Source organism: Clostridium beijerinckii (assembly GCF_018223745.1).
Lineage (GTDB): Bacteria > Bacillota > Clostridia > Clostridiales > Clostridiaceae > Clostridium > Clostridium beijerinckii.
On the sequence record NZ_CP073653.1, the window covers coordinates 5,541,358 to 5,557,508 of the forward strand.

Annotated in this window: 15 protein-coding genes, 2 tRNA genes, 1 rRNA gene and 1 pseudogene; 6 read left to right on the forward strand and 13 right to left on the reverse strand. The window is 28.7% G+C overall.

Annotated features, from left to right (window positions below; genetic code table 11):
- Nucleotides 1-105: 105 nt before the first annotated feature.
- The 4 genes from KEC93_RS24460 to KEC93_RS24475 form a co-directional block, all read right to left on the reverse strand.
- A complete protein-coding gene (locus KEC93_RS24460) occupies nucleotides 106-681 on the reverse strand; it encodes an acyltransferase (protein ID WP_012061031.1) in 576 nt (191 codons plus the stop codon).
- An 85-nt stretch (nucleotides 682-766) separates the two neighbouring features.
- On the reverse strand, nucleotides 767-1,948 hold the full coding sequence (locus KEC93_RS24465) for a DegT/DnrJ/EryC1/StrS family aminotransferase (RefSeq protein WP_039773083.1): 1,182 nt from the start codon (nucleotides 1,946-1,948) through the stop codon (nucleotides 767-769).
- A gap of 237 nt (nucleotides 1,949-2,185) precedes the next feature.
- The gene (locus tag KEC93_RS24470) at nucleotides 2,186-4,471 is read right to left on the reverse strand and encodes an ATP-dependent DNA helicase (protein ID WP_077867689.1); all 2,286 of its coding nucleotides are present in this window, start codon (nucleotides 4,469-4,471) and stop codon (nucleotides 2,186-2,188) included.
- 156 nt (nucleotides 4,472-4,627) lie between these two features.
- Nucleotides 4,628-5,218, reverse strand: coding sequence for a DUF1836 domain-containing protein (locus KEC93_RS24475; RefSeq protein WP_077867688.1), 591 nt, complete (start codon nucleotides 5,216-5,218; stop codon nucleotides 4,628-4,630).
- Nucleotides 5,219-5,768: 550 nt separating this feature from the next.
- Between KEC93_RS24475 and KEC93_RS24480 the strand changes: the two genes are divergently transcribed.
- On the forward strand, nucleotides 5,769-6,014 hold the full coding sequence (locus KEC93_RS24480; protein WP_012061035.1) for an AbrB/MazE/SpoVT family DNA-binding domain-containing protein: 246 nt from the start codon (nucleotides 5,769-5,771) through the stop codon (nucleotides 6,012-6,014).
- A 103-nt stretch (nucleotides 6,015-6,117) separates the two neighbouring features.
- Here the strand turns inward: KEC93_RS24480 and rsmI are convergent, their stop codons facing one another.
- The 3 genes from rsmI to KEC93_RS24495 all read right to left on the reverse strand — a co-directional run bounded on the left by rsmI (nucleotide 6,118) and on the right by KEC93_RS24495 (nucleotide 9,144).
- Complete coding sequence (gene rsmI / locus KEC93_RS24485) at nucleotides 6,118-6,963, reverse strand: 16S rRNA (cytidine(1402)-2'-O)-methyltransferase (RefSeq protein ID WP_077867687.1); 846 nt, start codon at nucleotides 6,961-6,963, stop codon at nucleotides 6,118-6,120.
- Nucleotide 6,964: 1 nt separating this feature from the next.
- Nucleotides 6,965-7,714 carry a tRNA1(Val) (adenine(37)-N6)-methyltransferase gene (locus KEC93_RS24490; protein ID WP_017212246.1) on the reverse strand — a complete coding sequence of 250 codons (750 nt, stop codon included), beginning with the start codon at nucleotides 7,712-7,714 and terminating at the stop codon, nucleotides 6,965-6,967.
- 191 nt (nucleotides 7,715-7,905) lie between these two features.
- Entirely contained in the window at nucleotides 7,906-9,144 is a 1,239-nt protein-coding gene (locus KEC93_RS24495; protein WP_039773087.1) for a C40 family peptidase, read from the reverse strand.
- 342 nt (nucleotides 9,145-9,486) lie between these two features.
- On the opposite strand from KEC93_RS24495, the gene KEC93_RS24500 reads away from it, so the two are divergent.
- A tRNA-Pro gene (locus tag KEC93_RS24500) sits at nucleotides 9,487-9,562 on the forward strand.
- Between the two features lie 242 nt (nucleotides 9,563-9,804).
- A complete protein-coding gene (locus KEC93_RS24505) occupies nucleotides 9,805-10,449 on the forward strand; it encodes an HAD family hydrolase (protein ID WP_012061039.1) in 645 nt (214 codons plus the stop codon).
- Nucleotides 10,450-10,739: 290 nt separating this feature from the next.
- Here KEC93_RS24505 and KEC93_RS24510 read toward each other — a convergent pair whose 3' ends face one another.
- Entirely contained in the window at nucleotides 10,740-11,486 is a 747-nt protein-coding gene (locus KEC93_RS24510) for a peptidylprolyl isomerase (protein WP_012061040.1), read from the reverse strand.
- Nucleotides 11,487-11,666: 180 nt separating this feature from the next.
- Here KEC93_RS24510 and KEC93_RS24515 point away from each other — a divergent pair, with 180 nt between their 5' ends.
- Together KEC93_RS24515 and KEC93_RS24520 are read left to right on the forward strand one after the other, a co-directional pair.
- On the forward strand, nucleotides 11,667-12,344 hold the full coding sequence (locus KEC93_RS24515; RefSeq protein WP_012061041.1) for a uracil-DNA glycosylase: 678 nt from the start codon (nucleotides 11,667-11,669) through the stop codon (nucleotides 12,342-12,344).
- Nucleotides 12,345-12,489: 145 nt separating this feature from the next.
- Nucleotides 12,490-12,900 carry a DUF3785 family protein gene (locus tag KEC93_RS24520; RefSeq protein WP_039773093.1) on the forward strand — a complete coding sequence of 137 codons (411 nt, stop codon included), beginning with the start codon at nucleotides 12,490-12,492 and terminating at the stop codon, nucleotides 12,898-12,900.
- Nucleotides 12,901-13,123: 223 nt separating this feature from the next.
- Here the strand turns inward: KEC93_RS24520 and KEC93_RS24525 are convergent.
- A tRNA-Phe gene (locus tag KEC93_RS24525) sits at nucleotides 13,124-13,199 on the reverse strand.
- 5 nt (nucleotides 13,200-13,204) lie between these two features.
- Nucleotides 13,205-13,321 (reverse strand): 5S ribosomal RNA (gene rrf / locus KEC93_RS24530).
- A 189-nt stretch (nucleotides 13,322-13,510) separates the two neighbouring features.
- Here rrf and KEC93_RS24535 point away from each other — a divergent pair.
- Nucleotides 13,511-13,591 (forward strand): annotated as a pseudogene (locus tag KEC93_RS24535) (NAD-dependent protein deacylase); the annotation flags it as partial.
- 38 nt (nucleotides 13,592-13,629) lie between these two features.
- Here the strand turns inward: KEC93_RS24535 and KEC93_RS24540 are convergent.
- The 3 genes from KEC93_RS24540 to KEC93_RS24550 all read right to left on the reverse strand — a co-directional run bounded on the left by KEC93_RS24540 (nucleotide 13,630) and on the right by KEC93_RS24550 (nucleotide 15,906).
- Nucleotides 13,630-15,150 carry a recombinase family protein gene (locus KEC93_RS24540; RefSeq protein WP_077867686.1) on the reverse strand — a complete coding sequence of 507 codons (1,521 nt, stop codon included), beginning with the start codon at nucleotides 15,148-15,150 and terminating at the stop codon, nucleotides 13,630-13,632.
- Entirely contained in the window at nucleotides 15,122-15,277 is a 156-nt protein-coding gene (locus KEC93_RS24545) for a hypothetical protein (protein ID WP_172462669.1), read from the reverse strand. The genes KEC93_RS24540 and KEC93_RS24545 overlap by 29 nt, the downstream gene beginning before the upstream one ends.
- A gap of 185 nt (nucleotides 15,278-15,462) precedes the next feature.
- A complete protein-coding gene (locus KEC93_RS24550; protein WP_077867685.1) occupies nucleotides 15,463-15,906 on the reverse strand; it encodes a helix-turn-helix domain-containing protein in 444 nt (147 codons plus the stop codon).
- Between the last annotated feature and the right edge of the window lie 245 nt (nucleotides 15,907-16,151).

Here is a 16,151-nt window from a genome sequence, read left to right on the forward strand (position 1 = left end):
CTCCTGTAATTTACGGCCTAAAATTTTATCCACAGAACATAATTTACTAAAAAGTTTTATTAACAAATTATATAATGAAATGTTAATAAATAAAAATCCGTTTTTCTAATCTATACATTCTACTTTTTCTTTATCTTTACTATACTTTTTCCCACAAGCTTTACAAGTTGCATGCTCATCTTTAAAGTTCAACTTTTCTCCACATTCACATACATATCCTATTATACTTGCCGGATTGCCTACTACTAAGGCATAATCAGGTATGTGTTTAGTAACTACTGCTCCAGCACCTACTAATGCATATTTCCCTATATTATGACCGCACACAATTGTTACATTAGCACCTATAGAAGCCCCTTTTCCAATTATAGTTTCTTTATACTCGCTTTTTCTTTCAATAAAGCTTCTTGGATTTACTACATTAGTAAACACACAAGACGGTCCTAAGAATACATAATCTTCGCAAATAACTCCTGTATATACAGACACATTATTTTGTATCTTTACTCCATCTCCAATTTTTACACCAGGCGATATTACAACGTTTTGACCTATATTACACTTTTCTCCAATTACAGAATTACTCATTATATGAGAGAAGTGCCAAATCTTCGTTCCGTCACCTATCACTACGTCGTTATCAATGTAACTTGATTCATGTACAAAATAATTCTTATCCATAATTAACCCTCGCACTTATCAATATTTTCCTTAAGTAAACCTCAAGTTCAAAATATATAGGAATTTGCATATTACAATATTAATATTATGCCTTTATATTTTCAACTATATAATTTATTTCATTTTCTGTTAATTCTGGATAAACTGGTATTGCAAATGTTCTATGTGATAAATATTCTGCAACCGGCATATCCCCTTCTTTATATCCTAGATCTTTATATACTTTTTGTAAATGTAGTGGGACTGGATAATAAACTCCAGTTGCTATGCCATTTTCTTTAAGTTTATTTATCATATCTTCTCTATTTTCGCATTGTAACACATATTGATGATATATAGTTTCATTTTCTTCATCAACAGTAGGTACAACTACATTAGAATCTTTTAATTTTTCATTATATATTTTTGCTACTTCTCTTCTTCTACTATTCCAATCATCTAAATGTGGTAATTTTACTCTTAGAATTGCTGCTTGAATAGCATCTAACCTAGAGTTGAACCCGATTAAATAATTATAGTATTTTAAAGCATTATATACAGTATCGTCACCATCTTTAGACGTCTCTATCTCATCATTTATATTATTTAGCAAATTATAAGCTTTTTGTCCAGTTTCTCCACTTCCATGTGTTCTTAAAGCTTTTGCTATTGTTGCTATATTATCATCATTTGTCACTATCATGCCGCCATCGCCAGCACACGAAAGATTCTTAGTTGGGAAGAATGAGAAACATGCTGCATCACCTAAAGTTCCCGCCATCTTTCCTTTATATTTAGAACCTGATGCTTGGGCAGCATCCTCTACGATCTTTAAATTGTGCTTCTTAGCTATTTCATTTATTTCATCCATCTTAGCACATTGTCCAAATATATGAACTGGTATAATAGCCTTTGTTTTATTTGTAATTTTTTCTTCTATTTTAGTTGGATCTATATTAAATGTTTCTTTTTCAACATCAACAAAAACAGGCGTTGCACCTACTGCTGAAATAGCTTCAGCTGAAGCAAAATAAGTAAATGTCGAAGTTATTACTTCATCTCCATTCCCTATTCCTAAAGATTTTAATGCAATAACCAATGCATCAGTTCCATTCGCCACTGATATCGCATGTTTAACTCCTATATATTCTGCAAATTCTCTCTCAAATTCAATTACATTCTTGCCCATAATATAATTCGCAGAAGAAAGCACTTCTTTAGTTACTCTATCTAAATCTTCAGCAATAGACTTATATTGAGCTTTTAAATCAATTAATGGAATATTCATTATCCTCGCTCCTTAATTCTACTTTAATATGTTATTAATCATCACCAATATATCTCCGATTCAAACTTCTGACTGACGATATCAATAACTAAATATTTTTTAAATTGTAGTGTAAATACTAAAATTATATGTAGATATACTATTTCATAAAACTACCATGAATATTTTAACATACTTATTTTTAATTCACAATGCACAATACAATCTAGTAGCTTATTTCATAAAACTATAGGTAATTTAATATTTATTTATAGGATACCACTCATTTGGTAAAAGAACACTATATTTATTATTTATATATCTATCATCAATAAGCAGAACTCTTCCTTTGTCCGTCTCAGTTCTTATAACTCTTCCTACAGCCTGCTGAATTTTATTTATTCCTGGAAATACATACGCATAGTCATAACCATCTTCTTTATAAAAATCCTTTATAACTTCATTTGTCATATCTACCATAGGATATCCTACTCCAATTATTATGCTTCCAATTAACTGATCACCAGGCAAATCTATTCCTTCTGAAAACATCCCTCCAAGCACACAAAACATTAATAAATTATTGCTATTCTTAAATCTTCTTAAAAATTCACTTTTTTCTTCCTCCGTCATATTAGGTTTCTGTTTCATAAGATTAAATTCTTCTAGCTTCGGCTCCTCCATATGGCTATATAACTCTTCCATATATGCATATGATGGTGAAAAAATCATGTAGTTTCCAATTTGCTGCTTTATAAAGCCACAAATTTTATCTTTCACTGATGATAAGGTCCTTTTTCTATATGAATATCTAATATTAATAGGACTAATATGAACTTTTAAGTTTTCTTTATTGAAAGGAGATGGAAGCTTTAACCTATATGTATTATCATCTCCGCCCAGCATATTTACATAGTATTTTATTGGTGATATAGTTGCAGAAAAAAATATTACCGAGTAGCATTTTCCTAAGTATTCTCTTAAATTCTTAGCTGGATTTACACAATATAAAGTCAACTTGATTTCTTGAGAATCCTTTTCTATACAAGTCCTATAATTTTCATCATAGAGCTGTGTCGTAGAAGTAAAAGCATTTATATCAAAATATAATTTCAATATATCTTCATAACCATCAAATCTATTTCCTCTTACTAGCACTTCTTCACTTTCTTTTAAGTATAACTGCAAATACTTACTCAATTCCTTAGGATGTTCCTCTTCATAAAATGATTTCACTTCTCTATGGTCGCATTCATTTCTTAAATCAATGAAATAATCATTAATCTTTCCCAATAAGGAATGTAGTTTATTTAGTTTACCCTTAGTTATCTTTTTGCAATTTAGAATTTGACTTTTATATAAGGATGCGGAATACATATTTCTTGACCTATCAATTAAATTATGTGCTTCATCCACCAAAACTATATTTCCTTTGCTTTCTAGAACTCTACTCAAAGATACTCTTGGATCAAAGATGTAATTATAATCACCTATAATTCCATCACAATAAGTACTTATATCTAAAGATAGCTCAAATGGGCATACTTGATATTTTTCGGCATATTCCTTCAATATTTCCGTGGAAATTCTTTCTTCCCTTTCGATAACATTTGTAATTACTTTTTTTACTTTACCATAATAGTCTTTGGCATATATGCACTTCTCTGGATTGCAATCAAAATCATCATTAATACATGTTTTCTCTTTTGCCGTAATTGTGATAGTCCTAAATTTCAATCCTTCTTGACGCAATCTTTCAAAAGTTTCTTCTGCAACTTCCCTATTTATCGTCTTTGCCGTCAAATATATAATTTTTTCTCCAATTCCTTCGCTTATAGCCTTTACAGCTGGGAATATGGTTGATATAGTTTTTCCTATGCCTGTCGGTGCCTGAACAAATAATATTTCCCCCTCTTTTATAGTTTGATATGAAACATTAATAAGTTTCCTTTGACCTTCTCTGTATTTTTCAAAAGGAAAATTTAGTACTTTTATAGTTTCATCTCTAATGTTTTTCCATTTAAATATTAAAACACTAAATCTCTCATATTCTCTTAATAAATCAGATATAAATTCTTCTAATTCTCCTATAGTAAATCTTTTTTCAAAACTCTTAACCTCATTCGTTTCTAACTGCATGTAGGATAATCGCACATAAATTTCTTCAAGATTATTTTGATTTCCATAAATAAAAGCATACACCTTTGCCTGAGCCCAATGTACCTCATTCAAATCATCAATGTATGCAAAATTCTTATAAGTTGATTTTATTTCTTCAATTATAACTTTATCTCTTTCCGTTATAATTCCATCTGCTCTTCCTTCAATATAGATCAAGCTTTTATTCGTCTCAAACTCATGAGTTAAATATACTTCCTTTTCATAGTTCTCATAAATCCTTCCGTTATCTTCCTGAAGCTTTTGATGTGCTCTTACTCCCTCTACTGCCCTAGCACTTCCAGAAAACCTATTATCTATATCACCTTTTTTCAAGCAAAATTCTACTAAATTTCTCACAGACTCTCGTATAAGAATTTTATCCATAAATTAATTCCTCACTATAGTTAAAATCACATTTTCCATATTAAATCATAAACATAGTCATAAAACACTTACTTAATTAGCCTAACAAAATTCAAGTTCTAATTAAGTAAGTGTTTTTTAGTTTATTGCTATTGTAAATATTTTATCTCATATAATTTATTCTTCTTCATACTCTTTAACTATTTTTTGAACTAACTTTTTAATAACACTTGCTTCTGCTATTAAAGAAAGAACTAATAGGAAAATTTTAATTCTTTCCTTATCATTATCTTTCAATTCAAAATTCTTTATTATCTCTTCTAATTTATCATCATTTGATATAAACGTATCTAAATAGTTATCTAAACTTTCCTTTTGTATTTGTGTGAAAGTTTTATATGTCTCTTCCCATGACAGTATATCATCGCTTCTGTCATTGATTTCATTAAATGCAATCCGAAAAACTTTCTTTATTTCTTCCGTCGTTAATAAGGGCCTCATATGGCTAAGCAGTACTAATTGTACTAAATGCATTTTTGTATATCCTCTTTTTTTGCCATCTTCCGGCTTAGTTATAACTTCGCTTTTAGTATAATTTTGAACTATATTGTTAGTAAACTTCTCATCAACAAACTTATCGTTTAAATAATCGATTACTTGGGATAAAAACAAATCATATTTAGGAATATCTTCATATGAAACGGAAGTACTTTTAGACATTTCTTTAGCCAATTCTTTTATATAATCTGAATCAAATTTTCCTGCCATTATCATGCACCTATTCTTTCTCAATCTATATTATATATTATATAGTAATCATGAACTTGTTACAAGTTATTATAAACATTGTAATATAAAAATTTTTCTACTAGTTTATACTCTTAGTATAATAATAGTATTATACGACATATCTAATTTTTTTTAAATATAGTATTGATAAAAAATATCTAATTTATGTAATCAATCGACATTATTATTTATAGTATTTGCATTTCTACAAAAAAAGCGGACATATGCCTTATATTACTTTATTTGTAAATTCACTATTATATAATCATGAATATAATTCATATACATTTCTCTAACCATTGGTACATCTAGATTCCTCAAATTTATTAATTTGGATTAATATGATAATTTTACAAATAAACCCTCTTGACTTTTCTAAAATATGGTAGTATATTTTATATAAGATGTTTATTAAAGTTGAAATTTGTAATTTCTTATAAATATTTAAAAATATACATTGACTTTATATTACATACTTGGTAATATATCATAGTAGAATGTCGAATCATGGAATTAGGAGGAATTTTTTATGAAATCAACAGGTGTAGTTAGAAGAGTAGATGAATTAGGAAGAATAGTTATTCCTATAGAACTTAGAAGAACATTAGATATTGCTGAAAAAGATGCATTAGAAATTTATGTAGACGGAGAGCAAATAATCTTAAAGAAATACGAACCAGCTTGTATCTTCTGTGGAGATGCAAGAGACGTAATTAACTATAAAGGCAAGAATATCTGTACTAAATGTTTAGACGAAATTAAAACAAACAGATAGTATTTGATATATTCTAATTTCCTATTATATAATTAATTATATAATCAATAAATAATAGACTATCTCAAGAGTTAATTTGAGATAGTCTATTTTCTTAACTTAATTATATATTAGTTGAGAATTTATATACTTCACTTTTAGGTAATTCTCTTTCCTTGGCTACAAGCTTTATTGCCTCTTTCTTACTCGCACCACCATTAATATATTTAACTATATGCTCTTCAATAGATAAATGAATCCACTCTTCCCTTTGCTCTTCCTTTATCTCTTCAAGTCTTTTTCCTTCTAGAACAAGAACAAATTCTCCTCTTGGTTTATTCTCCTGAAAATACTGAATTACTTCTTTTAAAGTTCCCCTGTGTATTTGTTGATAAATCTTAGTTAATTCTCTGCATGCTGCAATTTTTCTATCTCCAAATGTATCTAATAAGAATTCAAGCGTATCTATCAGTCTATGCGGTGCTTCGTAAAAGATAATAGTTTCCTGACTTTGCAATAAGTCATTTGTGACTATCTTACGTTCTTTATTTTCTCTTGGTAAGAAACCCCTGAATAAAAATTTAGTTGTGTCTAATCCAGAATAAACTAATGCCGTAGTTATAGCTGTCGCTCCTGGAAGTACTTCGAAATTTATCTTTTTTTCTATGCAACGTCCAACAATAACACTTCCTGGATCTGATATTCCGGGTGTTCCAGCATCTGAAACTAAAGCAACATTATTACCTTCCATTAGTAAATCTATAATTTTATCACTTTTTATTTGCTCATTAAATTTGTGATAACTTATTAATGGTTTTTTTATCTCAAAATGATTTAATAATTTCAACGTTTGTCTTGTATCTTCAGCCGCTATAATATCAACATCTCTTAAAGCTTCTAGAGCCCTCAATGTTATATCTTTTAAGTTTCCAATAGGAGTTGGTACTAAATACAACTTTCCATTTTCCATATCATGACCTCCAATATATTGAATCTATTTCTTTAGTATATTTTCCATCTTCATCATAGACATACAATGGTGCTTCCCACTTCAAATAGGCTCCCCCATCTCTTTGCCCTTCAATCAATACAATATTAGGAGCTTTTCCTACCTTAGGATGAATCATTTTTACTCTTTTAGGTTCTATTTTATATTTTCTCATTAAAATAAAAATATCCGCTAATCTTTCAGGTCTATGTATCATAAAGAGTCTTCCATTATCCTTTAATAAAATTCTTGCTGCTGAAATCACATCTTCTAAATTACATAATATTTCATGCCTAGCTATAGCAAGCTTATCATTTGGATTTATAATTCCTGAATTGTTTAGTTTATAAGGTGGATTTACTGTCACTGCATCAAACTTATCAAGTGTCTTTAGATAATCTATATTTTTTAAATCTTCATTTATAAAACATACATTTCCTTCAAGCTCATTTAATTTTACGCTCCTTTTAGCCATATCTACCATATCTTCTTGAATTTCTAATCCATATACACACTCAGGCTTATATTTGCCATATATCAAAAATGGAATTATCCCAGTTCCTGTACATAAATCCATCACCTTATGTTTATTTTTTATATAAGCAAAATCAGATAATAAAACAGCATCTATACCAAATTTAAATCCCTCCTTCTTTTGAATTAAATTTAATCCCTTAAGTTGCAAATCATCTACTGTCTCATCATCTCTCACATATTGCAATTTATTATTCATATTATTCTTCCTTTACTTAACTTTACAATATTCTACTTTAAAATATCTAATATCAATATTTGTATATACCTAATCTCTAAAGTATATATTCCACATTATATCATACAAGTAAAATAAAAAAAGTCCTTCTGATCTTTTACAGAAGGACAATAATTTGAAATCAGATATTAACAACTAATTTCTTATGTTAACTACTTAAGAACTCTTCTTGCAGCATAAAAACTATAAACTGGCGCAACTTTAACCACATCACCTGTTTGAGGTGCGTTAATCATTTGGCCATTACCAACATATATCCCAACGTGACCTGGATGAGTAAATACCAAATCTCCAGGTTGAAGCTGATCTTGGCTAACTGGTTGTCCAACTCCAATTTGAGAATAAGTTGTTCTTGTTATATCTACTCCTGCAGCATGCTCATAAACATATTGAGTAAATCCTGAACAGTCAAAGCTTGCATCTCCAGTTGCACCCCATACATAAGGCTTTCCTAACTGTGCATATGCCTCATTTAGAATAGATTGAGCATTTCCTGCTGATGGTGCAGCTACTCTTCCGCCTCCGCCTCTACTTGGCGTTGCCACTTTTACTTCAGCTGCTTTTTTATCTGCTACCATTGTTTTAGCCTTTTCAATTTTATCATTTATCTCTGAAGTAACGATCTCACTCTTAATTTGATTATCTCTAATATTTCTTAATTGATTAATTGCTCCTTGAAGATCAGTAGCTGAACTATTAGAGTTACCTATAACATCAAATTGAGATTTTACAAGTTCTCTTTCTAATTGTGATAAGTATTGTGAGTCAAATTTACTTTTTTCATCCTTAGCTTGACTTGATAAAGTTTCTGCTTCTTTTTTCTTTCCATCGAGTTCACTTAAGCTAACTTGTATTTCTTTATTAAGTTTATCTATTTCATCTTTCTTATCTTCTAGGGATTTTATTTTGTTATTTAATTCTTCCTTTTTACTTGTAACATCTTCTATGGCAGATTTGTCTTTTCCTATAATTTTACTAACTGCCTCTGCTCTAGAAAAGAAATCACTTGTTGATTCTGATTCAAGTATAAAATTCAAGTAACCAAATTCTAAATCACCTGACATGTACATAGCTTTAACTCTTTGTCCTAAAGCTAAATCTAATGTATTAATCTCTTTCTTATATTGTTCAATGTCTTTTGTACTACTATCAATAACTTTATTGATAGTTGTTATTTCTTTTTTATTCTTATCTACTGTTAATTGTAGCGGCTCTATCTGCATATTTAAATCATCAATTTTATTCTGAATATCTGTTATCTTGCTTTCAATTTCTGCATATTTCTGTCTTGAATCACTCAACTGTTGATTATCTGGCGTCGCAAACGCTGGTATCGAGCTACCTACAACGATTACGGTTGCTAACATAATAGCTAGAATTCTACTCCTCATTAAATATCGGTTTTAAACCTTCCCTCCTCCATTAATCTATATTACTACATAATTATAACACCTTGGATAAGAATGAACAATTCATATATATAGCGAGAATTTAGTTTATCCTACTATTATCTAAATATCGTCCGTATTCCCCACTTTTTCTAGCTTATTCTTTGTGATTCTTATTATAGCTTATATATAAAAATTTTCATCAATAAACTTAACTTAACAATTCCAGCCTCCCTCATCACAAAATTATTTATTCTAATGACTATAATTAACTTTTTTCTGTATTAATTACATCTTCTAAAGTCCTTGACATAAGATTTACTTGAATATATAATTAATGTATAACGGGGTGTGGCGCAGATGGGAGCGCGCGTGGTTTGGGACCATGAGGTCGCAGGTTCAATCCCTGTCACCCCGACCAAATATATTATTAGACTAGTATAACTTAAGGATTGATCCTTAAGTTTTTTTATTTAGTAATTCATTAATTTATTAATCTATAACATATATCGTATTACTAATTCTTCTAATTCTTATTCGTGTCTAATGCTTCAATTATAATATTTATTGACACTAAGGCGCACCAATAAAAGATTAAGTTTGGCACTAAACTATATCAATATCTATTCGTTTATATAAATAACAATTATTTGGAGGTGTAAAATGCTAAGTAATATAAAAGGTGTAATTTTCGATTTAGATGGAACTATTGTAGATTCCATGTGGGTATGGTCTCAGATCGACATAGATTATCTTAAAAAGAAAGGACATGCTGTACCTAATGACTTAAAAAACGATATTGAACACTTAAGTTTTTATCAGACAGCAGTATATTTTAAAAATAGATTTAAAATTGAAGATTCAGTAGATGAAATACTTAGTGATTGGCATCATGCAGCATTTCATCATTACGCTAATAATGTAAAACTCAAATCAGGTGTAAAAACTTTTTTAAAATATTTAAAAGATAATAAAATAAAAATTGCATTAGCGACTAGCAATTCTATCCCACTGCTTGAGGCTTGTTTAAAAAACAATGGGGTTTATGACTATTTTGATTCAATCACTATTACTGATGAAGTCGCAAAAGGAAAAGATTGTCCTGACATATATTTATTAGCAGCAAAAAAGTTAAATATTAAACCTGAATACTGTTTAGTATTTGAGGATATACTCCCTGCTATGAAAAGTGCAAAAAAAGCAAATATGAGGGTGATCGGAATAAAAGATGATTTATGTTTAGAACCTATATCCGAAATTCTTAAGTATTGTGATAAATATATTTTTTCCTTTACTGAGCTTTTATAGATATTAGTTATTATAAATATTTGTTTTATCGCCTACATACGAATAATTAGATTACTAAAAATAATTCAACATTCTACAATGCAAATTTAAGACAAGCTTTTTCTCATGCTGTTAGTATATAAATCTGTAACGTAGGGATATCTGAATACATTTTTATAACATAAAATCATATTTGAATATTGTATTATATTCCAAAATAATAACATATGAACTTTAAAATAAAAAAATAAAGGTAATGTATCCATCATTACCTTTATTTTTGAAACTATATTGCTATTAAATAGAAATTTTTATTTTCTTTCAACTCCGTATTTAGCTTCTAATTCCTTCAATATTTGATCATATTTTTTATGTTGATTTTCTTTAATTAAATTATCTAATACACTGTCTTTAACTTCTTCAAAACTTTTGATTGAGGCTTCATTTTTTGCATCTACTAACACTAAATGATACCCAAATTGAGTTTTAACCGGTTCAGTAACCTTTCCTATTTCTGATGTAAAAGCAGCTTCTTCAAATTCTGGAACCATCATACCTTTTGAGAATTCACCTAAATTTCCACCTTGTTGATTAGATGGGCATGTTGAATATTTCATTGCAGCATCTCCGAATGAAATCTTGCCGCTTAAGATTTCTTCTCTTGCCTTATTTGCTTCCTCTTCAGTTTCTACTAGAATATGTCTAGCTGAAACTGTTGCAGGCTGACCAAAAGCTTCTTTATTATCTTCATAGTATTTCTTTACTTCTTCATCTGTTATTGTTACATCACTCAATACTTTATTTATTGCCATTGAAGTTATAACTTCCTTTGATATATTTTCCATGGCGTCTTTGTATTCTTGAGTCTTATCTAATTGTATTTCTTTTCCAAACTTATTCATTAATTCAAATGAAATCAATTGTTCTACCAATTGTTTCTTCTTTTCTTCGCTTTGTAAAGCTCCTCTTTGCTCTTGTGGATATCTACTAATTATTGCATTTAAATCTTTTTCTGTTATTTCATATCCTGCTGCAACAGCTAACACTTTATTTTCCATGTGAATTCTCCTTTATAATCATTTTATATTATTTTTAACAGTTTGTTATATACACTTCATTTTAACAGTATCTACTACTTCTAACAATAATATAACTAAATAAATTTTAGATTTTTAATCAAAAATACATAGTATACATAAAACCACCATAAAATGTTATACTAATTTAGGGGTGATTTAATGTCCGATATATTAAAAAATGATTGGAAAAATTATTTGCAGTCTGAATTCCAAAAAGATTATTATATTAATCTAAGAAAATTTTTAATAAATGAATATAACTCTAAGACCATTTATCCTAATATGTATGATCTCTTTAACGCCTTACATTTTACACCTTATAATAAAGTTAAAGTTGTTATATTAGGTCAAGATCCTTATCATGGACCTGGCCAAGCGCATGGATTGAGTTTTTCTGTTAATCCAGGTGTAAAAACTCCACCATCTTTAATTAATATCTATAAGGAACTACATACTGATTTAGGTTGCTATATTCCAAACAATGGCTATTTAAGAAAGTGGGCTGATCAAGGAGTCTTATTGCTAAATACGGTACTTACAGTTAGAGCTGGAGAAGCTAATTCCCACAAAAATAAGGGATGGGAAGAATTCACAAATGAGGTTATTAAGGTGCTAAATAAAAAGGAAACACCTATAGTATTCATACTTTGGGGTAATAATGCTATTTCAAAGACTGACTTTATTACTAATCCTAAGCATCTTATAATAAAATCCGTTCATCCTAGTCCATTATCTGCATCAAGAGGCTTCTTCGGAAGTAAACCTTTTTCAAAAACAAACAATTTTCTAATTTCTACAAATCAAGAACCAATTGACTGGCAAATCGAAAATATATAATTATTTAATTTACTTTCCCAATGCTTACATTCAAATTAAGCCTTTATATTATAAAGTAAATTAAATGTTTAAATATAGTTTTGCTAAACATTGTGCATATGCTGGTGTATAATTGATTATACACTAATTTTGAGGAGGTTGTTTTGTGGATTATAAATTTGTTTATGATAATAAAGAATACGTACTAACAGATAATAATTGCGATGGGATATTTTTTGAAGGCGAAAATGAGATTACAGGTCTTTCCTTAGATATAATATTGAATGCTCTAAATGAAGGAGAAGAAGTAAGTTTTTCAACAGAATATTATGGCGATAAATGTGCATGTAATACTCAAGAGCAAATAAATAAATCTTATCGTTACTTAGAGTACCACTTTTACATATATACAAAGGATAATGAATATGTAATAGATACTTTATGTAATGAATATAGGAATACATCTTTTAATAAACTTTTTGGTCTAGGAAAAATTGATGATAGCTATATAGTTAGTGTGACTGTATGTCCTAACTGCGGTATCTACTCAATATATATAGATCAATGTACTGTTTAAGGAATTTCTATATAACTTCTTTACAAATAGTTAAGATTAAAAAAGATAACATTTAGAAATATAATTTAAATGTTATCTTTTTAACGAATATAATTTATTTTTTATTCCTTTAAAATAGTAAACTAAGTTAATTAAACCATTCAAAAAAATTGTATACAAACTTTACTGAATTATAATTTTCTAAAGATATAGAAAAAAGCACTAACTTATGTTAGTGCTTTTATGGTGGCTCGAACTGGAATCGAACCAGTGACACGAGGATTTTCAGTCCTCTGCTCTACCGACTGAGCTATCGAGCCATATTACCTGGCAACGTCTTACTCTTCCACACAGTCTCCCATGCAGTACCATCAGCGCTGTAGACCTTAACTTTCCTGTTCGGAATGGGAAGGAGTGTTACCTCTACGCCGTCATCACCAGATACAAGTAGTATTATATCGAGTTATTTATATTATGTCAACACATTTTTTATTTTTTTATTATAAATATTTTAAAATGCTTAATTCAGCGGGGTTTATATTTTATTTTTCTAATCAATTGTGCAATAATTAAATATACATGATAATGTGTTTTTAATACTTAAAATAAATTTTAATTTGGAGGTTTTTCTATGAGCATTGAAAAGTTATCAGAAATATTAAAGAATAGTAATAATATAGTCTTTTTCGGCGGAGCTGGTATCAGTACTGATATACGAATATAAACCCACTTTTTATAGTGTAAAAAAAATTACTCCAAGAACAGAGTAATGATAAGTTTATCACCGTCAAAAGTTATTTTTTCAACAACTTCTTGCAATAATAATTTTTTTTGTTTATCATCAGCTAATCCGTAAACATAATTAAAGCTTTTATATTGCTCAATTAATGCTCTATCAATAGAAATAGTTTTACTAATCTCAATATATTCAGCTTCTAGTGATTTAAGATTATCTGATAATGTTACTATATCTTCTTTTGTTTTTGTAATCATATTAATCAATATATCCTTATCCATTGAACTTTCCCCAGAAAATATATTAATCAATTCCTTTTCCATATTACTAATAGCTTTTCTTTTTTTATCTAGTTCCTTTTTATGGCTTTCTATAGATACTAGTATACTATTACTTGTACTACCTTGTTTTTCTTTTGCCTTTTTTTCTAATTCTTCAATAGACATGTTATTCATTAATTTCAGTACATTATTTTCTAATAGCTTATTATACTTTTTGCTTCCATAAGTCTTTGTAACATCTTTATAAAAATTTCTTCTACAATGTGAACATCTATAAGAATAGATAACATTTCCATACTTATCTTTCTTATTATCTAAGTGCAGCTTTCTTATTTCTTCATCACCACATCTATGCCATAATAATCCTTCAAATAAAGCATTAGTTCTATTGGTATACTTAACTTTATCTTTACTACTTGTACGCTTTTCAATGAGTTCTTGTACCTTATTAAAAGTATTATCATCTAGTATTCTTAGTTCTTCTCTATATTCTTGAAATTTTAATGTTTCATTATTATATTTACGTTTTTTATTTGTTGGGTCTGTTGATACCTTTTGCCATTGATTATATCTTTTTAATCCTATATAAACAGTATCTTTTAATAAATCATGTACCATATGCTGACTAAATCTTTTTCCTCTTTTAGTTATATTTTTTTCTTGCAGATACTTAACCGTTTCATTTTTTCCACATTTTATATATAAATCAAAAATCAACTTAACTATCTCTGCTTCCTCTGGTATTACAAACATTTTCTGATCTAGTACTCCATATCCAAAGTTAACTGGTCCACCCGCAAATAATCCCTTTTTATTAGTAGCTTCTTTACCATTTTTACTTCTTAAACTTATTTTTTTACTTTCTTGTTGGGCCATCCAAAACTTGATACCATTTATTAATTCATCAGTATCATTACCACTATTCAACAATCCTTCTGTAACCGATATAACTTTTACATTAGAATATGTCATACGTTTTATAAATTCTGCTCCCTCTGTAGTTCTTCCTATTCTATCGAGATTAAATATAATCAGTGTATCTAATTCACCTAACAATGCCATTTCTTCTATTTGTTTTATAGCTTGTCTATCACTTAATTTGTTGCTATATCCACTTACGCCTTCTTCTGTAATCCACTGATCAACTAGAATATTATTTTTATCAATATATTCTCTTATAGCATTATTTTGGCTCTCAAAATCTTGTCTATTACTAGAAACACGATTAAGCACAATTATCTTCTTTAGTATCATAATTAACTCCTTCTCTTAGATTTTGCTCCATTATATCATAAAGCAACCCAGCTAATGAGATTTTATCTATACGTTTATTGCTATATTCAACAACTACTTCTATTTTTTTCTCTTCTTTTGTCTTCATATTAGTTTCCTCCAAAAATTCAATTTTGAAGTTTTTAGCTAAAAATCTTCTTATTATTTTTTATGTTGATATTATATAATTGATATTTTTGAAGTAAACTTAAAAGGGACTAGAAATATAATCCAGTCCCTTGTAAAAATATATTTAATTATCTATAATAATAATTAGGATTTAAACATCTGCCATCAAGTTAGTTGTCGAGGCTGCTTGGTGGCCTTTTGTATTATATGCTTCTTTTCACTAAATCTTATTTTGACCATATCAAAATATCCTTTCTTGAACTCACCATCTTTTGTAATTTCCGAAAGAAAGTATAAATTTGATGTTTTCTCATTTGTCCCCTCTATATATTGCTGCACAATATATACCCCTTCCTTTTCTTCGAGCTTTTGCAATATACTTCTTATGGTTTTTGTGGTTGTCCCCATTTGTTTTGCCAATCTGCTTTGTGATGGATAAACCGTCTTTGATCCTATACCATACGTCCAGAGTAGCAGAAACAAAGTTTTTTCATTTGGCGTATATTGACTGTTTCTTATAAACTCTATAGGTACCTGAAGAAATAAATCTTTGGGAGCAACAACTCCATTTGCTTGTCTTACGTATTCCATTAGTTCTTTTGTATTCATATTCTAACCTCGCTTTCATTATTAATCTCTATTAAATTTTAACGTGAATTTTAATGAAAGTAAGCAAGTATTAATAAATCAGATTGCAAATAATTTGCAAACAAGCATCTATTAATAATATGTTAGTAACAGGTTTATAACTCATTCTATGTAAGGTAATAATTACTTAACCCTTAGTACATAAACTCCCTACCCCATGGGTAAAAACGACTTAACACCGTAGGGTAAAAGTTACCTAATAACTA